The following is a 21,723-nucleotide window of genomic DNA, read 5'->3' as shown; positions in this document are numbered from 1 at the left end:
CGGTCGGTCTTTTTTGTGAAGCAATGCTATTCATTCCAACATCAGGGCAAAAAAAGCGGCGGACCAGATAGGTCCGCCGCTTTTGGGGCTAAAGCCGGTCAACGATTAAGGCTGAGGCTGGCTTGGAATGTAGAACTCGAAGGTGAATTCTACACGGCGGTTCTTAGCCATACCAGCAGCCGAAGTGTTCGGTGCAGCGGGCTGATCTTCGCCGAAGCCTACCGTAGTGATACGGTTCGGATCAACTGTCTTGCCCGTGAAGTAGCGCTTGGCCGAGGCCGCACGGCGCTCCGACAGACCCTGGTTGTACTCATTCGTACCGCGGCTGTCAGCGTGACCAGCGATGCGGAGGCTATACTCAGGGTATTGCTCCAGAATCTTGATCATGTTGTCAAGCGTGCCATACGACTGGCGACGAATCACCGTGCTGTTGGTCTCGAACTGTACGGGACGTACTTTCTGCATCAACGCTGGTTCAATCACGCGGCAGCCAGTAGAGTCTACCGTAGCACCAGCCGGAGTACCGGGGCACTTATCCATGTCGTCCTTCACACCATCACCGTCCTGGTCGAGGTTTACGGGGCAGCCCGTAGCATCAACCTGCGTACCGGCAGGAGTATCAGGGCAGGTATCGTTCTTGTCAGCTACACCGTCGCCATCAGCATCGGGGCAACCACGGAGAGCAGCCGTACCAGCTTGGTCTGGGCACTCATCTTCGGAATCACGTACACCGTCGTTATCACGGTCTGGGCAACCTTCGAGGTTAGCCAGGCCTTTCTCGGTGGGGCACTTATCTTGATAATCAGGTACGCCGTCGCCGTCGCCGTCAAGTGGGCAGCCAGCTTCATCCACGGCTACGCCGGCTGGAGTAGCAGGGCATTTGTCTTTCCGATCCGGTACACCGTCCATGTCCTCATCTTTGGGCTTGCCAAAGTTGTAGGTGATACCAGCCGAGTGTTGCAGGTAGCGGTCATTCAGGTCGCCTTTGTCTACGTTGTCAATCGTGTTGGTAGCGGCATAAATCTGGCCCGTCTGCACGAAGATGCCGAACGAAGGCGAGAAATTCAGAGCAATACCAGCATTGCCCTGGATGTAAGCCGCGTAGTGGTCGCGGTTGCCGAGGTTCTGCTCGCCGCCACCCACATTAGAGAACTTATCTGAGGAAGCAATCATCAGGCCTGGCGCTAAGCTCAGGTAGGGGGCGAATACGGCATCTTCTTTCAAAGCCCAGCCGTTGTTGAGCTTAAACTTGATGGGCACCCCAATCGTGGTCACGTTCGCGTCGAAGCGGCGGATAGCGGGGGGCAAATCCTCAATGCCTTTGAGCACCTTGGTGGAGAACTTCATGTCCCCGTAGTTGGCGGCGATGCCGATGTCGATGCCCGGTGTGATATAGCGCGAGAGGGTGATGCCCCCGCCGTACTCGATCTTGTTGGACTTGAACCACTCCGAGCCCAGGTCGCCGTGGTATTGCAGGGTGCTGCCGTAAAGGCTAATGCCGGTCTTGCGGTCCGCGCTTTGCGCGTGACCCTCGGGGGCCGCCGCTAGCAGCGCTAATCCCAAGACCGCAGATTTTGCTAGAAGGTGTCTCATAGCATACAGGTTAGGTGAAAACATTTTCTTTGGTTTTAGCAGCTTTTCGGGGTTGAATAAGAGCCTTAACTGACTGCCTATACTTTCCATTACGAATAAGGTTGTTGTTGCGGACTCAAATAGGGGGCATTTTTCTGAACTTATTTCCACCAAAACAGCGTTTCGGCCTGATTTTCAGGCTTGCCTATGGGAGTGCAAAGAAATATTTATCTTTTTTAATTTTCAAAAAAAACAGTTTTTTTGTTCAGACAGGCCTAAAAAAGGGGCGCTCTTTGGTGGAGCGCCCCTTTTTTAGGCCTGTCTGGTACCTGCTGCCCTTACTGAGCCATGAGGCGCTCGATGTCGGCTAGTTCCAGCGGAATGGTGGCCATCAGATCCTCGGGCTGGCTGCGGGTGATGAGAATATCGTTCTCCAGCCGGATGCCCAGGCCCTCTTCCCGAATGTATATACCCGGCTCACAGGTATATACCATGCCCGGCTCAAACGTACGGTATTTGCCCCCCACATCATGCACATCTAGGCCTAAGTAGTGAGAGGTGCCGTGCATGAAGTATTTTTTATAGAGAGGCGCGGCCGGGTCCTGGTTGCGAACATCCGCTTCCTTGAGCAAGTCCAGCTTAATCAGCTCCTGCTCCATGTGCTGGCCCACGGCGGCGTGGTAGTCTTCTATATTGTTGCCAGCTACTAAGTGCGAGGTGGCAAACTTCATGACGGACAGCACGGCCTCGTATACATCGCGCTGGCGCTTGGTGAACGTGCCATTCACAGGGATGCTGCGCGACAGGTCGGCGGCGTAGTTGCCGTATTCGGCCCCAAAGTCGAGTAGCAGCACGTCGCCATCCTGACATTGGCGGTCGTTGCTCACATAGTGCAGAATACAGGCGCTGGCGCCCGAGGCGATAATACTGCCGTAAGCCGGACCGCGGGAGCGGTTACGCACAAACTCATGCAGAATCTCGGCCTCAATCTCGTATTCCCACACGCCCGGCTTTACGAAGCCCAACAAACGACGAAATGCCTTCTCCGTAATATTCGCCGCCTCGCGCATCAGCCGGATTTCCTCCTTACTCTTGATGGCCCGCAGATGGTGCAGCAGCGGCGCGGCGCGGCGGTACTGATGCAGCGGGTATTTCGCCTGAATATCTTTAATAAAGCGCGCATCGCGGGTCTCTACCTCTACCACGGCCCGAATGTGCTCGTTGGTATTGAGGTACACGTTTTCCGCCTCATTCATCAGCGCATGCAGCACCTGCTGGAAGCTGTCGAGCCACAGAATGGTGCGAATACCGGAGTTGGCGCGGGCTTCGTCTTTGGTCAGCTTATAGCCTTCCCAAATGAGAATATGCTCGCTGGTTTCCTTCAAAAACAGGATTTCGCGGTGCTGGGGTAGCTTGGCATCGGGAAATAAAAGCAGCATGCTCTCTTCCTGATCTACACCGGAAAGGTAGAACAGGTCATTATTTTGCCGAAACGCCATCGTGCCGTCCGCATTGGTGGGCATGGTGTCGTTGGCGTGAAAAATGGCCAACGACGCCGGCAGCAGCTGCTGAACGAAATTGCGGCGGTTTTCAATAAAAAGCTGGGGATCAAGGGGTCCGTAACGCATAAGACGGGCTGGGTTTGGGAGAAAGAAATACGCACCGGGGCGCGGTTGCAAGTTAGAAGAATGAGCCTAAGGCCGCATACTTCCACAAGTACCACGCGGCGCTTCAGGACGAATGGCCTCCCTCTTATTCATTCGTTATGTTGGCAGCTCCGCACATTCTGACTTTGGCTGCACTTTAAGCAGGCTATTTGGTGTTATTGCTTTAAAATCAAAAATATGAGCTTTTTGGGGTTGCCATAAGCTTGTATCCTATGGTAGCTTAGGTATTTTCGCCCCCCGCTCTGCTCGCTCCTTTTCGTTTCTGATGCCGCCCAAGTCGCACCCGCGCCGCGCCATTCTGCTCATTCAAACCGCTTTTATTGGCGATGTTATTCTGGCTACGGCCTTGCTGGAACGCCTGCGCCAGACTGAGCCGAACACGCCCGTCGATTTCTTGGTCCGCAAAGGCAACGAGGGCCTGATAGAGCAACACCCGCATGTGCGCGATGTGCTGATCTGGGACAAGAAAAACCATAAGTACCGCGACCTGTGGCGCTTGCTGCGCAGTATTCGGGCCGGCGACTACGAGCGGGTGATCAATCTGCAGCGCTTTGCCTCCACGGGCTTTCTTACTGCTTTTTCGGGCGCACCCAAGCGCATTGGCTTCGACAAAAACCCGCTTTCGTTTGCGTTTACGCAGGTTACGCCCCACCTCATGGGCCAGGGAATTCATGAGGTGACACGCAATCTGCATCTGCTTTACCCTGAAACCGAAGCCCCGCTTACGCCGCCCCGCCTTTTTCCCACGCCTGCCGACGAGTCCACCGTCGCGTCGTATGTTAATCGGGGCCCTTATGTCTGCATCGCGCCCACGTCGGTCTGGTTTACGAAGCAATTCCCGGAGGAGCAATGGCTGAAACTGCTACGGGCACTACCGCCTCATTACAGCGTATATCTGCTGGGTGCCCCTGCCGACAGCGCCGTGTGCGAGCGGCTGCGCCAGGAAGGCGGGCGGGCCGGGGTCGTAAACTTGGCGGGTAGGCTTCCCCTGCTGGCGTCGGCGGCGCTAATGCGCGGGGCGGTCCTTAATTACGTGAACGACTCAGCCCCTTTGCACCTGTGCTCCGCTATAGGGGCTCCTACGTGCGCGGTCTTTTGTTCTACGGTGCCGTTTTTTGGCTTCGGACCGCTAAGTCCGTTCTCGCGGGTAGTGCAGGTTGAAGAACAGCTGGATTGTCAGCCCTGCGGCTTGCACGGGCACAAGAAATGCCCCCTGGGTCATTTTTACTGCGCCCGCGGCATCCAAACGCAGCAGCTTATTGATGCGCTAAGCGAGGCCGAAGCCTGGGCCTCGGCCCAGCACTAAGGCGAAGGAATATTGTGGCGGGGGGCTTTTTTGTACCTTTGCACCCTTTCTGATTCTTCAAAAAACAGAAGGAAACCAGTCAAGCCACAAGCTGGTTATTACTAGTCAGGGGGCAAAATTTTGGTTACGTTTAGCCCCTTTGCCCCGCCTGTTTTCACGACTCCAAGCCCATATTAAATGGCCGATTACGATTTGCACGAGCTGCCCAACGGCATCCGCGTGCTGCACAAACAAGTACTACACACCAAAATCGCGCATTGTGGCTTCCTGCTCGACATTGGCTCGCGCGACGAGGGCCTGCACCAATTAGGCCTGGCCCACTTCTGGGAGCACATGGCATTTAAAGGCACCGAAAAGCGTCGCTCCTTCCATATCCTCAACCGCCTCGAAACCGTGGGGGGCGAATTGAACGCCTACACCACGAAAGAGAAAATCTGCTTTTACGCGTCGCTGCTCAGCACGCACTTCGAGCGCGCCTTCGAACTGCTCACCGACCTCACCTTCCACTCCGTATTCCCGGAGCGCGAAATTGAGAAGGAGCGCGGCGTGATTCTGGAGGAAATGGCCATGTACCACGACGCCCCCGAGGACGCCATTATCGACGACTTCGACGCCGTTATTTTTGGTAATCATGCCCTGGGCCACAACATTCTGGGCACCCGCCAGAGCGTATCGGGCTTTCAACAGCAGGATTTCCGGCAGTTCCTGGCCGATAATATTCGCACGGACCGGCTCGTATTTAGTTCGGTGAGCAACCTACCGTTTACGGAAGTGAAGCGCTTGGCCGAGAAATACCTGGCGCCGCTGCCCGCTCGTCTGGGTGAGCGTCCGCGCACGCCGTTCTCGTCTTATCAGCGCATGGAGCAGCTGGAGCGCAAGCCCATAACGCAGGCGCATTGCCTGATTGGCGGCCCGGCCTACGCCATTGAAGATCCGCGCCGCATCCCGTTTTTCATGCTGACCAACATCCTGGGCGGTCCGGGCATGAATTCGCGCCTGAACTTAGGAGTGCGCGAAAAATATGGCCTGGTGTACACCATCGACGCCACCTACTCGCCCTACACCGACACGGGTATGTTTGGCATTTATTTCGGCACGGAGAAAAAGCAAGTGAAGCGCACCGTGGCGCTGGTGCAGAAAGAGCTGAAAACCCTGCGCGAAAAACCCCTGGGCTCCCTGCAGCTGCACACGGCCAAGGAGCAGCTGATGGGCCAGCTAGCCATGTCGGAGGAAAGCAACAGCGGCCTGATGCAGCTCCTCGGCAAAAGCACCCTCGACATTGGCCGGGTGGAGCCGCTCACCGAGATTTTCGATCGTATCCGCGCTATCACCGCTTCCGAGCTGAGTGAGCTAGCCAATGACGTGCTGCGCGACGACAATCTGAGCGTGCTGCAATACGTGCCGGAGTAAGGCGCACCGATGGCCAGGCAGCCTGCCATTTTTGGAGAAATTGCCGGTATTCAGGAAGGGCACGAGTTTCTGAATCGACTGGAGCTGAGCGCTTCCGGCGTACACCGGCCTACCCGTGCCGGCATTGGAGCGAGAAGCGGCTTAGGCGCCGAATCCATTGTATTGGCCGAATGCTATGAGGATGATGTGGACTTGGGCCACGTTATCCTGTACACGGGCCAGGGCGGGCGCAGCAGCTCCTCGGGCCAACAAGTAGCCGATCAAACGATGACTGGTGCCAACCTCGAACTAGCCCGCAGCCAAGCCACCGACCAGCCCGTGCGGGTAGTACGCCGTATTCAGGGCACTGGGGGGCTTTTTTTCTATCGTTATGATGGGTTGTACCGCATCACGGCGTACTGGCAGGAAACGGGGAAATCGGGATTCCGCATCTGGCGATTTAAGCTGGAAAGAATTCTGTCGACCCGATAGCCGCCAACTCCTCAGTCATTATGTAAGTATTCTACAGGAATATGCTTTTCGTTAGCTAATTATTTTTCTTCAGAATGCCCTTTACCCTTGCACATCCGGCTATTGTATTGCCACTTCTTTTCCGAACCCGCCGCTGGCTATCCATGTCAGGGCTGGTACTGGGTGCTATGGCCCCCGATTTTGAGTACTTCTTTCGCCTGCAGGCTTATGGCTCTTACGGGCACACCTGGCTAGGTATGCTTTGGTTTAATTTACCCACAAGCCTATTGATAGCCGGGTTATTTCATGGGTTAGTAAAACGGCCGCTAGTACGTTGCCTTCCCTTATTTCTTCGGGCACGACTAAGCTGGCTGGCCGAAAAGCCCTGGTCTTTACGCAACCTGTGGAGCAGCCGAATGCTGCTGGGGATTATTATAGGAAGCGTGTCGCATGTGTTCTGGGATGCGTTTACGCACAGCGATACAGTTATTTCAGTTAACATCAAGGGGTTAGAGCTATGGGTAGGACCGTTCACGCTGTATCGGTGGCTACAATATATTTCTTCGGTAGTAGGCTTGCTGGCTGTTGCTTGGTTTGTCTGGAGGCTGCCAAAGCATTCTCGCTTAGTGAAGGCGACCAGCAAAATTCAGCGTTTGTTCTGGACCCTCAACGGCGTTCTGACAACTATCTTCTGGCTGCTATTTTTATTTGTGCACGAGAGCTACGGACGTAGCTTGTTGGTAGCCTCTATCGTGACGGGCATCAGCGCTTTTAGCTTAGCCCAGATACTTACTTCTGCTGTGATGTGGCGCTATTTTCACCCCTCAAAGCAAGCCCGCGCCGCTCGCGCCCTGAAACGCGAAATTGCCCACGAATTCGTCGATAAGCAGCCCCACTCGTGACCCCCGACGACGCACGCCACCAGTACGCCGAAGCCCACACTACGCCCGAGGCGGAGCTGCTGCGCCGCCTCAACCGTGAAACCCATGTGCAGGTGCTGGCTCCCCGTATGCTATCGGGGCACTTGCAGGGCCGCCTGCTGAGCATGATCAGCCACATGATTCGGCCCCGGCGCATCCTCGAAATCGGTACGTTCACGGGCTACTCGGCCCTTTGTCTGGCCGAAGGCCTCACCCCCGACGGCGAACTGCATACCATTGAGCAAAACCCAGAGCTTGAAACCCGCATACGTCGCTATGTAGCCGCTGCCGGACTTACAGAGCGTGTTCATTTGCATATCGGCGACGCCCGGCAGGTGCTGCCCACGCTCACCGAAAACTGGGATCTGGTGTTCATCGACGCCGACAAAATCAACAATGACGCCTACTTCGAGTTGGTTATTCGCCAGGTGCGGCCGGGGGGCTTTTTATTGATAGACAATGTATTGTGGGGCGACAAAGTCCTGCCCTCCTACGCTGTAAAGCCTGCCGATAAAGACACCCACGCTGTCCGGGACTTCAACGGGAAAATCCAGGCCGACCCGCGCGTAGAAAACGTGTTTCTGCCCTTGCGCGACGGATTACTAGTGGTGCGGAAGGTCTGAACCACGGATTTAGCGGATGAGCCGGATGTCAGGGATTTTGTCGACACATAGTTTGTCGCTTACTGTCTATCCCTTTGACAAGAAAAAGGCCTCAAGCACTTCTGGGGGGCTTTTTTAGTCTAAAATGGGCCGGCCACAAAATCCCTGACATCCGGCTCATCCGCTAAATCCGTGTTTCGGATTAAACCTTCCCGCTTTCCAAGCATCTACGCCCGCATTACCCTTGATCTATTGATTATGAGAAAAGCGCTACGCCTGCTGCTCGGCTTCTGGCTGACCGTTGCCGCGACCAACGTTTTTGCCCAAAACCAACCCGTGAGTGGCCGCGTGCTGGATGCTACCGACCAATCGGGGCTACCCGGCGCCAACGTCCTGCTCATTCACCTGCCCGACTCGGCCAAGCAAGGCGTCGCCACTGATGCGGGGGGCAATTTTTCCTTCACTGAAGTAGCGCCGGGGCGGTATCTGCTCACTATTTCCTTTGTCAGCTACCAGACTCAGCGCCGGCCACTCACGGTAGCCAATCAGCCAGTGGTGCTAGGGGGCATTTTATTGGGTTCTAACCAAATAAAGTTGGGCGAAGTGGAAGTAACGGGCCGGGCCGCGGCCGCCGTGCAGCGCGGCGACACGGCCGAGTTCAACGCCCGCGCTTTCAAAACCAACCCCGACGCCAACGCCCAGGACCTCGTCACCAAAATGCCCGGCGTAACCGTGCAGGATGGCCGTGTGCAGGCTCAGGGCGAGAATGTGCAGCGCGTGCTGGTCGATGGCAAGCCCTTCTTCGGCGACGACCCCGACGCGGTGATGAAAAATATCCCGGCCGAGATGATTGACAAAATTCAGGTACTGGACCGCCAGAGCGAGCAGTCGCAGTTTTCGGGTTTTAACGACGGCAACACAGAAAAAACGATCAACATCATTACCAAACCCGAGTTTCGGACTGGTCAATTTGGCCGTTTTGTGGCCGGCGCAGGCCCTGAGCGCTACCGGGTAAGCGGCAACTATAACTCCTTCGAGGGCGACCGGCGCTTGTCGGTGGTCGCGCAATCGAACAACATAAATGAGCAAAACTTCGCCACCGACGACTTGCTAGGCGTCACCAGCAGCTCCGGCGGTGGTGGCAACCGCGGCGGCGGACGACCGGGCGGCGGTGGGCGACCCGGTGGCGGGGGCGGCGGGCGGCCCGGTGGGAGCGACAACAACGCCGGCGACTTTCTGGTGAGTCCCAGCGGCGGCATCTCAACCACCCATGCCATCGGCCTGAACTACTCCGATGTGTGGAACAAGAAAACGCAGGTAACAGGCAGCTACTTTTTTAATTTGTCGGAGAACCGGGCCAACACTAATCTGTTCCGCCAATTTGCCTTATCCGACGTTGCGGCTAACCAGACGTATTCGGAAAATTCGCTGGCGACGAGCCGTAACATTAATCACCGCTTCAATCTGCGCCTGGAGCACAAGATCGATTCGGCCAATTCCATTCTTTTCCGGCCGCGCCTGTCGTTGCAGCAAAACGAGGGCAACAGCAACCTCAATGGCTTCACGGCCGCCGATGACATCAGCAGTAGCAACGTTCTCAGCGACTACCGCTCCGCGCTCACGGGTCTTAACTCCAGCAACGACTTCCTCTATCGCCACCGCTTTGGTAAGGCTGGGCGCATGATGTCGGCTAATGCCACCATCAACTACAACCAAAAGCAGGGCGATAACAACCTGCGCACGCTCTCCGAAACGGATTCGCTCAACCAGTTTTCGACCTTGAATCAGGATGGCTGGAACCTGGGCAGCCGCCTGGAGTACACCGAGCCGCTGAGTAAGGAGGACCAGTTGCAATTCAACTATACCCTGGCTTACACGCCCAACAACTCCGACAAGCGCACCTTCGATTTTGTGGACGATATTGGCGAATACGCCGAGCTTAATCCGGCTTTAAGCAACGTTTTCACCAATACGTACCTCACGCAGGGCGTAGGCGTCAGCTTCCGCCACCAAACGAAAGACTTGCAGGTAATGGTAGGCGCAGCTGGTCAGAAAGCCGATTTGTGCAGCGACCAGGACTTTCCACTGACTAGCAGCCTGAACCGCTCGTTTTATAATTTCCTGCCCAACGCTATGTTGCGCTATAACTTTTCGCGGGAAAAAAATCTGCGCTTTTTCTACCGTTCCAGTACGCCCCCGCCATCCATTGGCCAGCTACAGGAAGTAGTGAACAATGCCAACCCCTTGCAACTCACAACCGGTAATCCCGCGCTGGAGCAGCAAACCCAGCACTCAGCCACTATTCGCTACTCGGCCGCGAAACCCGAGAAGTCAACTACATTTTTCGCGTTGTTGCTCGGCAATTTCACCGACAACTACATTACCAACAGCACCTTCATTGCCACCGAGGACACGAATCTGGAGCTAAACGGCGGCGTGGTGCGCCTACCGGCCGGGGGGCAATTAACGCGGCCCATTAACCTGGGGCAGCAGTATACCATGCGTGGCGTACTAAGCTACGGGTTGCCGGTGGGCTTACTCAAGTCGAACTTGAATCTGAATGCCACGGCCGGCTATAGCCGTACTCCGGGCCTCATCAACGATGTGGTGAACTACTCACAAACGCCTACGCTGGGCCTGGGCGCGGTGGTGAGCAGCAATATCAGCGAGCGGCTGGATTTCACGGTTTCTTCTAACTCCAACTTCAGCCGGGCCCGCAATACGGCTCGTACCCAGCTTAATACCAACTACTTCACCCAAAACAGTCAGCTCCGCTTCAACTGGAGTGTGGGCAATGGCTTTACGCTGCAAACTGACCTCACGCACCGCTACAACGGTGGGCTGGCGGTGGGCTTCAACCAGCAATACGCACTCTGGAATGCCAGCATCGGCAAGAAGATATTCGAGAAGCAGCGCGGCGAAATTCGCCTCTACGCCTTCGATATGTTGGGTCAGAACCGCAGCATTCAGCGCAACGTCACGGAAGCTTACATTGAGGACACCCGCACAGACATTTTGCAGCGCTATTTTATGGTGATGTTCACTTATAACCTGCGCAACGGCAGCGTGCTGAGCAGCACCGGTGGCGCCGGCGAGCGGCCGGAGCGCCGCGGCCCGGGCGGTGATGGCGCGCCCCGCTAGTCCTATTTTTAACAAAAAAGCCCCCCGGTAGACAATGGCTGCTGGGGGGCTTTTTTGTGCCTTAACCCCTGCTTCTAAAGCCCAGCTGAAAGAAGCCAAAGGTATATTTTAGCCACAGATTTACCTTCTTTGTAAGATAAACTCCGTAGCCGAGCGTTACTAATCGTGTTATCTGCTTATCTGATGAAGAAAAGAATATTCCTGCTCCTGTTGTGGGTGCTGCCGCTGCTGGCCGGGGCCCAGAGCGTAACGGTACCCACGGAGCTTACTTTCGGCGGTCTGCGCCTGCGCCTGACGGACGGCGGCCGGCGGGCGGTGCAGCAAAAAGCCGATGCCCTGCGCCGCTACCAGCCCTCGTTTCAGGCCCGCGTCGATCTGGCCGACGCTTACTTTCCGCTGATTGACCGCACGTTTCAGGCCGAGGGTATTCCGCTGGATTTCCGCTACCTGGCCTTGCAGGAAAGCGGCTTGCAAGGCGAAGCCCAATCCATTCATGATGCGGTGGGCTACTGGCAGTTCAAGCGCGAGTCGGCGACGGAGCTGGGCGTGCAGGTAGATGGCACCGTGGACGAGCGCAAGCACATTGTGGCCTCCTCGCGGGGGGCAGCGCTGTATTTCAAGCGCAACAACGCCACGTTTCACAACTGGCTCAACACGCTGCTTAGCTACAACCTGGGCCTGAGCGGAGCCAGGCCCTACACGCTGCCCACCGACGTGGACGCGACGGAAATGGAAATTTCCGAAAAGACGCATCCCTATATTCTCACCTTCCTGGCGCATAAAGTGGCGTATGAGTCCGCCGTGGGCCAGAATCCGCAACCGCCGATGCTGCTGCAGGAGTTTCCGGTGCAGCCCGGCCAGCAGCTTTCAGCTTTAGCCCAGACCCTGCAAACCGACCCCGCCGAGCTGGCCCGCCACAACCACTGGCTGCTGCCCGGCAGCGCCGTACCGGCCGGTAAAGCCTACACCGTGCTGGTGCCCATCATGGATGAGTTGCAGCGCACAGCCTTAGCGGCCCAGCAGCGCACTGCTACGGCCGGTCAGCTCCTCACCCCGCCCGAAATTGACCCGGAAAACGCGGATTTCGTGCGCATCAATGGGTTGCAGGCCCTCGTAGCCCTGCCCGGTGATACCAAGGAAAGCCTGGCGCGGCGCGCTAATCTGAAGATGCGGCGCTTCATGCAATACAATGACTTGTATGCCTTTGATAACATCGTAGTCGGGCAGCCTTATTTCGTGCAGAAGAAGCGGGATAAGTCCTCGGTGCAATACCACGTCGCCCAGCCCGGCGAGACGGCAACTACCGTGGGGCAGAAATATGGGATGCGGACCCGCGCCATCTTAGCCAAAAACCGCATGCGCCGCAACGAAGAGCTGCGGCCGGGCCGTATGCTCTGGCTCCAGTTTACGCGGCCGCGCGAAGTAGCCGTTGAATACGTCGACAGCCAGAATCCCAAGGCCTTAGCTGCTTTTGAGCGTCCTACAAGTGGTTCAGCAACGGCGTCACAACCTACGCCCGCTACTCCGCGTCGAATACTTACGCCAAAAGCGAAAACCCCGGCCGGGTCTGCTCCAACCGAACCCGTCGAGCAGACTCCCATCATAGAAGAGGCAGAAGCAGATAGCCTTACTGTTGCGGCCGCCTCGACAGCACCAGTTGTAACTTCTGCCGTTAAGGAAGAGACGGATTTGCCCCCCACGTTGCCCACCGCGGCCGCGTCTGATACGAGCCAAGTGAAGCCGCAAGCAAAGATTCCTGCCAAAGCTGCTGCCGACACAATTCAGGTTTCCAGCCAAAATTTGCCCCCCGACCAGACTCAGGACACGACGCGTACTTCGGCTGCCGACACGGCCGGTGCCACCGAGCCCGTGGTAAAAAATCCTGGTCAGGTAGTGCTCCGCGATTTGCCCGCTTCCGCCAAAACAGCACCGACTAAAACAGCACCCGCTACATCAACACCGGCCGCGACTACAACTCCACCCCGCCCTGCCCCTGCCAGTCCAGCAGCTCCCGAAGCCACCGAAGTTTTGGATGTGCCCGTCACTGGGCAGCATATCGTGCAAAAAAGCGAGTCGCTGTATAGTATAGCCCGGCGCTACGGTCTGCGCCCCGCTGACCTGGCGGCGTGGAATAATTTGCCCCCCAGCGCGGCCCTAAGTCTAGGTCAGGTATTGCGCGTGGCACCCTCCACGCCTACACCCACACCAAAGCCGACTGCTATGCCCGCGCCCAGCCCATCGGCACCGCGGCCAGCTACGACACCGGCGAAGCCCGCAACAGCAGGTACGCCGGCACCAGCCGCCGCCCCTGGCCCCGTACGCCACACGGTAGCGGCGGGCGAGTCGATGTACGCCATCTCGCGCAAGTACGGCGTCACGATCAAGCAGATTATGGAATGGAATAGCAAGCCCGATTTCAACGTGCGGCCGGGTGAGGTACTGACTATCAGGGCCGCGAAGTAGCGTTTGGACATTTATTTCTGTTATAACCAAAAGAGGACGGCTCAGTACCGTCCTCTTTTGGTTATAACAGAAATCGTTGGGGTGTAGCGCGACCTGCGGGACGGCAGAGCCAGGCTTCTGCTTCGCGTATCGTTGTTTGGGTGAACAAGCTGCGGGAAAATGCCCCCCAGGCGTTCATGTTCCACGAAACGCGAACTAAAAGTTCGCGCTACACTCCGTGGCTCACCAGGCGGGAGCTGGGAACGGGTGCATAAGGCGTTGTTTCGGCGAAGCGGCGGGTGCGTGATTTGAGCAGCTCGATGACTTCCTCATCGCTCGTGTACCGTTCGCCCACGTTCACGAAATGCCGGGCCATCAGGTCGTAGCGCTTGGTCATGAGCCAGGCGAAGAGGTGGAGCCAGTGGATACCATCGAAGACGATGGCCTCGTGCTGCACGTATTTGGGCAACGTTTTCAGGAAATGATTGGGGTGCTCGGTCCAGTGCAGGGCGGGGCGCACGTGGTGGCTGGTGTGGTAGCCGTCGTTCCAGCACTTATGGTTGTACTTGGTGTTCAGGCACGTCACGCTGTTATGGTAGGCGTTGGCCGGGTCAATCGGGTTCACGAAGGCGTGCTGGGTCCAGTTGCCGAGCATCATTATCACCCGCGAAATCAGGAAGGGCAGAATAAACACGGTAAACGTGGCCGGCCAGTTCACGAAGCTCAGGCCCACGCACAGCGCAAAGAACGCCGCCTCCCCACGAATAGATTTAAACAGGAATTTCTGCTTTTTCTTCCGCTTAAAATAAGACAGCAGCCGAAAAATACCCACCGCAATAAAGTCGCCCAGGTACTGCAAAAAGCTCCCCAGCGAGTCGCGCTGGTAGCGCATGGTCGAGCTGGTGTCTTCGGGCATGTTATTCTCGGCGTGGTGCATGCCCATGTGGTGGGTGTAGTAGGTTTCGGGCGTCTGCCCGAACAGCGGCCCAATCACCCACGGAATGCCCATATTCAGCCAGTCGTGCTCCTTCTTAAACAGCGGCCGGTGGCACACGCAGTGCAGCATCAGCCCAAACGGCCCTTTGAAGCGGATGTTATTCAGGAAGTGAAACAGCACGGCTGCCGACCACCACAGCCAGCCCGGCAGGCCCGGCACGTAGAGCAGCAAGGCCAGCGGAATGAGCGTCAGGCTAATATTCACCAACAGCCGGGCGAAAGGCAGGTCGCGCTCATCCTGGCAAACCTTCAGCAGCTGCGTGTCCAGCCAGGAATAAGTAGCAGGCTTGTGATAAACCGGGTCGGTCAGGACGGCGGGCAGTGCTTTCATATGGTAAAATGATCGGGCGTCTAAGTAAAAATCGAAGCTTTTTTGCTCCCCGAGGGCAAGTTAGCTATGCCAACCCGCTTCCCGACTGATTAGTTACAACCTATACGCCGGAAGCGGACGGCGGGGTTGGCCGGGGGGCAATTTATCTGGTTGATACTCAGCCGGACGGCTCTTTTAGCTTCCAACTCCGGGCGGGTCTGGGTATCTTTACTACTTCTCCGCTGCTTACATTCCTTACCATGCCGATCTTCTCGCACCTTCACAGCCACACCCAATATTCTCTGCTCGACGGCCAGGCCAGCATCACGAACCTGATGAAAAAGGCCCAGGCCGACGGGATGCCCGCCGTGGCCCTCACCGACCACGGCAATATGTTCGGGGCCTTCAACTTCGTAGCCGAAGCCAATAAGTACAACGTGAAGCCCATCGTGGGCTGCGAGTTTTATATGGTAGAAGACCGCCACAAAAAGACCTTCAGCAAGGAGAAAGGCGAGAAGGACAAGCGCTACCACCAGCTGCTGCTGGCCAAGGACCAGGCCGGCTACCACAACCTGAGCAAGCTTTGCTCGCTGAGCTTCATCGAGGGCGTGTATTCCAAGTTTCCGCGTATCGACAAAGAATTGCTCGAACAGTACCACGAAGGACTGATTGCCACCAGCTGCTGCATCGGGGCCGAGATTCCGCAAACCATCCTGTTCCGCTCCGAGGCCGAAGCCGAGGAAAAGCTGAAGTGGTGGCTGGATATGTTCGGCGACGACTACTACATCGAGATTCAGCGGCACGGGCTGATGAACTTCGACGGCACCGGCAAAAGCCAGGAAGACGTGAACCAGGTGCTCCTGGGTTTGGCCCGGAAGCACGGCGTGAAGGTCATCTGCACCAACGACTCGCACTACGTCAACCAGACCGACTACGCCGCCCACGACCTGCTGCTGTGCGTGAACACGGGCGAGGAGCACAGCAACCCCGTGGGCGACATTCAAACCAACTACTACACCCTGATGACGGGCAAGGGCGAGGTCAAATACGACCTGCTCGACAACCTGCGCCGCGACCACTCGCGCGACGAGCGCGCCCAGAAGCAGCTGCGCCGCATTGATGAGGAATTGCAGAAGCCCAAGCCCCACACCCGCTTCGGCTTCGCCAACGACCAGTTCTTCTTCAAGACCCAGGCCGAGATGAACGCGCTGTTTGCCGACGTGCCCGAGAGCGTGGACAACACGAACGAGATTGTCGACAAAATTACGCCCCCCAAGCTCCAGCGCGACATTCTGCTGCCCAACTTCCCGCTGCCACCCCAGTTCGCCAACGCCGACGACTTCCTGCGCCACCTCACCTATCAGGGCGCGTTCGAGGGCGCGAAGCCGCGCTACTCCGAGCGGACGCCCGAAATCGAGGAGCGCCTCGACTACGAGCTGCGCATCATCCAGACGATGGGGTTTGCGGGCTACTTCCTCATCACCCAGGACTTCATCAACCACGGCCGCTCGGTGGGCGTGGCTGTGGGGCCGGGCCGGGGCTCGGCGGCCGGCTCGGCCGTGGCCTACTGCGTGGGCATCACCAACATCGACCCAATTAAGTACTCGCTGCTGTTCGAGCGCTTCCTGAACCCGGAGCGGGTGTCGATGCCCGACATCGACATCGACTTCGACGACGTGAACCGCCAGAAGGTCATCGACTACGTGGTGGGCAAGTACGGCAAAACCCAGGTGGCCCAGATTATCACCTTCGGTACGATGGCCGCCAAAAGCAGCATCAAGGACGTGGCGCGGGCCATGGAGCTGGCCCTGCCCCAGACCAACGACCTCACCAAGATGGTGCCCGACAAGCCCGGCACCACCCTGGCCGGTGCCTTTGCCGAAAACCAGGAGCTGGACAGCATCCGGCGCGACGAAAGCCCCGACAACCTCAAGGGCCAGATTCTGCGCCTGGCCACCCAGCTCGAAGGCTCGGTGCGCAACACCGGCATTCACGCCGCGGGCATCATCATCGCTCCCGACGACATCACCAAGTACATCCCCGTTTCCACCTCCAAAGAATCGGAGCTGCTCATCACCCAATTCGACGGCAAGGTCATCGAGAGCGCCGGGATGCTGAAGATGGACTTTCTGGGCCTCAAAACCCTGACTATCATCGTGGATGCCCTGCGCCTGATTGAGCGCAACCACGGCGTAAAAATCGACATCGACGACATCCCGCTCGACGATGAAAAGACCTACGCTCTCTACCAGCGCGGCGATACCATCGGCACCTTCCAGTTTGAAAGTGAAGGTATGCGGCAGTATCTGAAGGACCTGAGACCGACAAATATTGAGGATTTGATTGCCATGAACGCCCTGTACCGGCCCGGCCCGATGCAGTTCATTCCCAACTTCATCAACCGCAAGCACGGCCGGGAAGAAGTAGTGTACCCGCATGAGCTGTTGCAACCCATTCTGGAGTACAGCCAGGGCATTATGGTGTACCAGGAGCAGATTATGCAGACGGCTCAGATTCTGGCCGGCTACTCGCTCGGCGGTGCCGATTTGCTGCGCCGCGCCATGGGCAAGAAAGACCTGAAAAAGATGGCCCTGGAGCGCGACAAGTTCATCGAGGGTGCCAAGAATCTGCACGGCATCGTGGCCAAAAAGGCCAATGAAGTTTTCGACGTGATGGAGAAATTCGCCGAGTATGGGTTTAACCGCTCGCATTCGGCCGCTTACTCCGTGGTGGCCTACCAGACTGGCTACCTCAAGGCCAACTACCCGGCCGAGTACATGGCCGCCGTGCTCACCAACAACATGGGCGACATCAAGAAGGTGACCTTCTTTATCGAAGAGGCTCGCAAGCAGGGCGTGGCCGTGCTGGGGCCCGACGTGAACGAGAGCCTGCTCAAGTTTAACGTGAACCAGGAAGGTGCTATCCGCTTCGGGATGGCCGCCGTGAAGGGCGCGGGCGAGCTGGCCGTGGAAAGCATGGTGGAGGAGCGGGAAAAAGGCGGGCCGTACTCCGATATCTTCGACTTTGCCAAGCGCGTGAACCTGCGTACGGTGAACAAGAAAACCTTTGAAAGCCTGGCCCAGGCCGGCGCATTCGATGATTTTGGCAAGCACCGCCGCCTCTACCTCGACGCCCCGACCGGCGACCAGCCCCTCATCGATAAGGCCATGCGGCTGGGTCAGCAGGCCGCCGCCGCCCGCGAGAGCAGCCAGCACAGCCTGTTCGGGGCTTCGGCCTTCGGGGCGGTGGCAGCGCCGCTACCCAAGATACACGAGATGGAGCCCTGGAGCAAAACCGAGCAGCTGCGCCGCGAAAAGGAGGTGGTAGGCTTTTACCTCTCCGGCCACCCACTCGACTCCTACAAGCTGGAACTGGACGCCTACTGCACCTGCGGTCTGGACGTGCTTGACAACCACAAGAACAAGGAAATCGCCGTAGCTGGTCTCATCAATAACGTCTTGTTCAAGACCACGAAAATGGGCCAGCCCTTCTGCACCTTCACCCTGGAAGACTACGAGACGAGCATCAGCCCGGCCCTGTTCCGCGACGACTACACCAAATTTGCCCCCCTCATTAATCCTCGCAATTACCCTAACGAGCAGGTGCCGCCCATGTACGTGCGCCTCAAGCAGGAGCTGCGCCGCCACACCCAGGACCAGTGGGACCTGCGCATTATCTCGATGCAGCCCCTGGCCGACATTGCCGAGAAGATGAGCAAAGGCGTGCGCGTCCGCCTGGATTTGCGCACCGTCACCGGCCCCATGATTGACCGCCTGGAAGAAGCCATTGCCGCCGCGCCCGGCAAGAAGCGCCTCGAAATTCAGTTTGCCGAGCCCCACGAGCAGTTGGCCGTAGATATGTTCTCGCGCCGCTTTCAGATTGAGCCTAAGGCATTTATTGATAAGATGCGGGAACTGGAAATGGATGCTTGTCAGCTGATATAAAGTAAGTCCGGGCGAATTGCCCCCTAGGGCTGGATCTCATCCTTTCAGCCGCGTCAGCTGAGCTAAATGCATTACAAGGTCGGAGCCCCCATACCGAGCTCCGCGCCCTAGCGGGCCGATTATGGCCGTCATCAATACCGGCTCCGGCTGCTCTTGATGACGGCCGCGGACGCGGCAACGGAGGCAAAAGAAACGGCGTCGCCTAGTCGTAGATCATTGCCCGATGGGAGTTAGCGGTGGTTGCTTTCCCTGATCTACGACCCCAAAATAACCAGCTGATCTATTTATTACGAATAATATATATAGCACAACAGGCATTATGCAAGCCGGATGACCGCGGTTTTGTCTGGCCGGCCGGCGGAAAAAACCCATTTAGCCCAACGAGGTAAAAGGGTCTGGAAACAGCCTTTTGACTCGTTTTGGCCCCGGGCAGCCGGCCGTGACTTACCGGGATAAGCTGTGCCGTGGGCAGTCTTTACTCAGGGCAGAAAAAACTTTATCCGAGGAGACAAAATGCTTACTCGCGGGAGCGCCGATGAGAGGTAATCATACACCGGAGGGAAGGAACACCTTTTCCTGCTGTCCGCCCCCGCCCCATGGTGGCGCCATTGAACTTTCCTTATCGTGGCTTGTTGAACTGCAATCTGCTACCTTGCGGCCCGTTTGCTCGTAAGCACTCAGATAACTACACCATTCAACCCCTACTATCATGGGACACAAAGCAATTGAAATCACCGATTCCAATTTTGAAGAAATAATCAACTCCGATAAGCCCGTGCTCGTGGACTTCTGGGCCGAGTGGTGCGGACCCTGCCGCATGGTAGGCCCCGTAGTAGAGGAGCTGGCCGGCGAGTACGAAGGCCGCGTCATTATCGGCAAAGTCGATGTTGACTCGAATCCGCAGACTTCCGCCAAGTTTGGCATTCGCAGCATCCCGACGCTGCTCGTGTTCAAAAACGGCCAGATCGTAGATAAGCAGGTAGGTGCCGTGCCCAAGCACGTATTGGCCCAAAAGCTGGACGCGCAGGTAACTGTGGCTTAGAGCTCTACCATTTTTAGATTAAAAAAGCCCCCCAGGCTAATTCTGGGGGGCTTTTTCTTGATTTTAGTATAAGCTTCGTGCTCAAAAGTTTGCGTCAGGATTGCTGGCGCGCGCTTCAATGGGTGGTCCTTGGGGCGGAAGCGTGTTGCCCAAAAGCGTGAAAGTGGGCGTGAAGTTGATGGCTAGCGTGAAAGTCATGGCCGTGGGCAAGTTATATTCGCGGCCGGGCTGAAAAGCAGGCAGGCCAGCTACTACGCGCCGGGCTTCGTTGTCGAGCTCAGGCGAGAGGCCGCGTACCACGCGCACATCGCCGACGCGGCCGTCTTCGCCCACGGTATAGTTCACGAATACCTGCCCCGTCAGATTGCGGCGACGCGCTTCTTTGGGATATACCGTTGCTTGGTCGATGTGGCGTAATAAAGCCGCGTTGCCGCCTGGAAACTTCGGCGGCTCCCGCTTTTGCGAGATGCCCGCCAACGCCGCGCCATCGGGCAGGTAATACGTCAGGTTAAGCGTACGGCCAGTGTATAGGCGCTCAATGGCGCTGAGCTGGCCGGTGTCGTAGTAATAGCGCCACTCACCGTGGGGGTGGCCCTGCTGATAGCGGCCTTCGGAGCGCTTTTGCCCATTGCGATGCACACTGAGCCAAGGCCCCACGCGCTGTCCCAGCTCGTATTCGCCGCGACTACGCACGCGGCCGTCTTCGTACCAGGCCACGAACAAGCCGTGGGCTTTATTATCCCGAAAAGGCACCTCGCTGGCTTTAGCACCCGTGGGGTAAAGCCAGGTAAACACGCCATTGCGAACTGGCGGCTCAATGGCCGAAAGCGTACCGCGCAGCAGCAGCATACCCACCAGCGAATATTCCCGCACCCCAAACTCCGTATCACTAAGCAAGTCTACCACGCGGTAGTGCGTGGCGCTATCGGGTACGGTTTCCTCGTCGCGGGCATTCAGGTATACGGCGGGCAGGCTTTGTCCATGCGCCCACACGGGCAGTCCCATCCACGCGGTCAAGAGCACAGCGACCAAGAGACCTTTCATACACACTAATCATGGCGAAGTAAAAAACAGAGCTGTTAACCATAGCTACTCGGCCCTATTTGGCAAGGATCAATCCAATCCAGCTTTGAATCGTAGTCTCCTTTATTCTCTCTGTTACCGAGCTTCAAAGTAGTTGAATAGAACGGTTCAAATTCTCTTCTAAAGAGATGAGCGTCTCGGTGCGCTCGATGCCCTCGATGAGCTGAACCTGGTCGTGGAGCACGTCGCGCAGGTGCTGCGTGTCGCGGCACACGATGCGGGCGAAGAAGCCATAGTTGCCGGTAGTGTAATGTATGCTGATGACTTCGGGGATCTTACTGAGCAGCTTGGCCACGCTATCCGACACGGAGCTTTTGGTCAGATAAATACCCAGAAAAGCACTAACGCCATAGCCTAGTTTCTGGTAATCAACGCGTAAGGTGGAACCTAGCACGATACCGAGTTCCTCCATCCGGGTCATGCGCACATGCACCGTACCGCCGGATACGTGGACTTTGCGGGCAATTTCAGTGTAGGGCATTTTCGCGTCGGCGATGAGTAGCGCGAGAATTTTGCGGTCTACATCGTCAAGTTCGTAATCACGGGCCATTTTTGCGGGTTTTCATTTATTGGATTGCAACAAAAGTACTCATTTATTAAAAATAGTGTAAATTTTATCAATAAAGCTTACCATATTTTTACTTTTCAGATGCTTCTGCTACATTTGTCATAATCAAACACGAAAGGTGGTTGAGCATCTTGTAGGATGATGGAACTGGTAGACATGCCCTCCTCTCTCGGGGGTAGAGATTCGGGAAAAACTGGTCCGGCGGCCGGCTAACTACTCTGTGGAGGTTCGAACCCTCCTTCTACAGCTGATTGGGGAAATAAAGTGGGA

Annotated in this window: 14 protein-coding genes; 9 read left to right on the top strand and 5 right to left on the bottom strand. The window is 56.9% G+C overall.

Features of this window, described 5'->3' with window-relative positions:
* Positions 1-105 precede the first annotated feature (105 nt).
* Both B9A24_RS12630 and B9A24_RS12625 read right to left on the bottom strand, forming a co-directional pair.
* Complete coding sequence (locus B9A24_RS12630; protein WP_084446383.1) at positions 106-1,593, bottom strand: OmpA family protein; 1,488 nt, start codon at positions 1,591-1,593, stop codon at positions 106-108.
* A 317-nt stretch (positions 1,594-1,910) separates the two neighbouring features.
* Positions 1,911-3,200: an aminopeptidase P N-terminal domain-containing protein gene (locus B9A24_RS12625; protein ID WP_084446380.1), complete on the bottom strand. Its 1,290-nt coding sequence runs from the start codon at positions 3,198-3,200 to the stop codon at positions 1,911-1,913.
* Between the two features lie 304 nt (positions 3,201-3,504).
* On the opposite strand from B9A24_RS12625, the gene B9A24_RS12620 reads away from it, so the two are divergent.
* From B9A24_RS12620 to B9A24_RS12590, 7 genes are all read left to right on the top strand, one after another.
* Positions 3,505-4,545 (top strand): glycosyltransferase family 9 protein, encoded by a 1,041-nt coding sequence (locus B9A24_RS12620; RefSeq protein WP_084446379.1) that lies wholly within the window; start codon positions 3,505-3,507, stop codon positions 4,543-4,545.
* Positions 4,546-4,722: 177 nt separating this feature from the next.
* Positions 4,723-5,955 (top strand): M16 family metallopeptidase, encoded by a 1,233-nt coding sequence (locus B9A24_RS12615; protein ID WP_084446378.1) that lies wholly within the window; start codon positions 4,723-4,725, stop codon positions 5,953-5,955.
* A gap of 9 nt (positions 5,956-5,964) precedes the next feature.
* Positions 5,965-6,426, top strand: a complete 462-nt coding sequence (locus B9A24_RS12610; protein WP_084446377.1) for a YDG/SRA domain-containing protein — start codon at positions 5,965-5,967, stop codon at positions 6,424-6,426.
* 74 nt (positions 6,427-6,500) lie between these two features.
* A complete protein-coding gene (locus tag B9A24_RS12605; RefSeq protein WP_084446376.1) occupies positions 6,501-7,307 on the top strand; it encodes a DUF4184 family protein in 807 nt (268 codons plus the stop codon).
* On the top strand, positions 7,304-7,948 hold the full coding sequence (locus B9A24_RS12600; RefSeq protein WP_084446375.1) for an O-methyltransferase: 645 nt from the start codon (positions 7,304-7,306) through the stop codon (positions 7,946-7,948). The genes B9A24_RS12605 and B9A24_RS12600 overlap by 4 nt, the downstream gene beginning before the upstream one ends.
* 237 nt (positions 7,949-8,185) lie before the next feature.
* Positions 8,186-11,068: an outer membrane beta-barrel protein gene (locus B9A24_RS12595; RefSeq protein WP_143434923.1), complete on the top strand. Its 2,883-nt coding sequence runs from the start codon at positions 8,186-8,188 to the stop codon at positions 11,066-11,068.
* 183 nt (positions 11,069-11,251) lie between these two features.
* Positions 11,252-13,531: a LysM peptidoglycan-binding domain-containing protein gene (locus B9A24_RS12590; protein ID WP_084446373.1), complete on the top strand. Its 2,280-nt coding sequence runs from the start codon at positions 11,252-11,254 to the stop codon at positions 13,529-13,531.
* Between the two features lie 208 nt (positions 13,532-13,739).
* Here B9A24_RS12590 and B9A24_RS12585 read toward each other — a convergent pair whose 3' ends face one another.
* A complete protein-coding gene (locus tag B9A24_RS12585; RefSeq protein WP_084446372.1) occupies positions 13,740-14,837 on the bottom strand; it encodes a fatty acid desaturase family protein in 1,098 nt (365 codons plus the stop codon).
* 239 nt (positions 14,838-15,076) lie between these two features.
* Here B9A24_RS12585 and dnaE point away from each other — a divergent pair, with 239 nt between their 5' ends.
* Both dnaE and trxA read left to right on the top strand, forming a co-directional pair.
* A complete protein-coding gene (dnaE, locus tag B9A24_RS12580) occupies positions 15,077-18,760 on the top strand; it encodes a DNA polymerase III subunit alpha (protein WP_084446371.1) in 3,684 nt (1,227 codons plus the stop codon).
* Positions 18,761-19,469: 709 nt separating this feature from the next.
* Positions 19,470-19,802, top strand: coding sequence for a thioredoxin (gene trxA, locus B9A24_RS12575; RefSeq protein WP_084446370.1), 333 nt, complete (start codon positions 19,470-19,472; stop codon positions 19,800-19,802).
* An 81-nt stretch (positions 19,803-19,883) separates the two neighbouring features.
* On the opposite strand, the gene B9A24_RS12570 is transcribed toward trxA, so the two are convergent.
* Both B9A24_RS12570 and B9A24_RS12565 read right to left on the bottom strand, forming a co-directional pair.
* A complete protein-coding gene (locus B9A24_RS12570) occupies positions 19,884-20,846 on the bottom strand; it encodes an energy transducer TonB (protein WP_084446369.1) in 963 nt (320 codons plus the stop codon).
* Positions 20,847-20,970: 124 nt separating this feature from the next.
* The gene (locus B9A24_RS12565) at positions 20,971-21,435 is read right to left on the bottom strand and encodes an Lrp/AsnC ligand binding domain-containing protein (RefSeq protein ID WP_084446368.1); all 465 of its coding nucleotides are present in this window, start codon (positions 21,433-21,435) and stop codon (positions 20,971-20,973) included.
* Between the last annotated feature and the right edge of the window lie 288 nt (positions 21,436-21,723).

This window comes from Hymenobacter roseosalivarius DSM 11622, from assembly GCF_900176135.1.
Taxonomy (GTDB): domain Bacteria; phylum Bacteroidota; class Bacteroidia; order Cytophagales; family Hymenobacteraceae; genus Hymenobacter; species Hymenobacter roseosalivarius.
This window is presented reverse-complemented; position numbering and strand designations above follow the sequence as displayed.

Bases quoted from the DNA above. Each gene is read 5' to 3' on its own strand.
- B9A24_RS12595 (WP_143434923.1), top strand. From the start codon at position 8,186: ATGAGAAAAGCGCTACGCCTGCTGCTCGGCTTCTGGCTGACCGTTGCC.
- B9A24_RS12610 (WP_084446377.1), top strand. From the start codon at position 5,965: ATGGCCAGGCAGCCTGCCATTTTTGGAGAAATTGCCGGTATTCAGGAA.
- B9A24_RS12630 (WP_084446383.1), bottom strand. From the start codon at position 1,593: ATGAGACACCTTCTAGCAAAATCTGCGGTCTTGGGATTAGCGCTGCTA.
- B9A24_RS12570 (WP_084446369.1), bottom strand. From the start codon at position 20,846: ATGAAAGGTCTCTTGGTCGCTGTGCTCTTGACCGCGTGGATGGGACTG.
- trxA (WP_084446370.1), top strand. From the start codon at position 19,470: ATGGGACACAAAGCAATTGAAATCACCGATTCCAATTTTGAAGAAATA.
- B9A24_RS12615 (WP_084446378.1), top strand. From the start codon at position 4,723: ATGGCCGATTACGATTTGCACGAGCTGCCCAACGGCATCCGCGTGCTG.
- B9A24_RS12585 (WP_084446372.1), bottom strand. From the start codon at position 14,837: ATGAAAGCACTGCCCGCCGTCCTGACCGACCCGGTTTATCACAAGCCT.
- B9A24_RS12565 (WP_084446368.1), bottom strand. From the start codon at position 21,435: ATGGCCCGTGATTACGAACTTGACGATGTAGACCGCAAAATTCTCGCG.
- B9A24_RS12605 (WP_084446376.1), top strand. From the start codon at position 6,501: ATGCCCTTTACCCTTGCACATCCGGCTATTGTATTGCCACTTCTTTTC.
- B9A24_RS12590 (WP_084446373.1), top strand. From the start codon at position 11,252: ATGAAGAAAAGAATATTCCTGCTCCTGTTGTGGGTGCTGCCGCTGCTG.
- B9A24_RS12620 (WP_084446379.1), top strand. From the start codon at position 3,505: ATGCCGCCCAAGTCGCACCCGCGCCGCGCCATTCTGCTCATTCAAACC.
- dnaE (WP_084446371.1), top strand. From the start codon at position 15,077: ATGCCGATCTTCTCGCACCTTCACAGCCACACCCAATATTCTCTGCTC.
- B9A24_RS12625 (WP_084446380.1), bottom strand. From the start codon at position 3,200: ATGCGTTACGGACCCCTTGATCCCCAGCTTTTTATTGAAAACCGCCGC.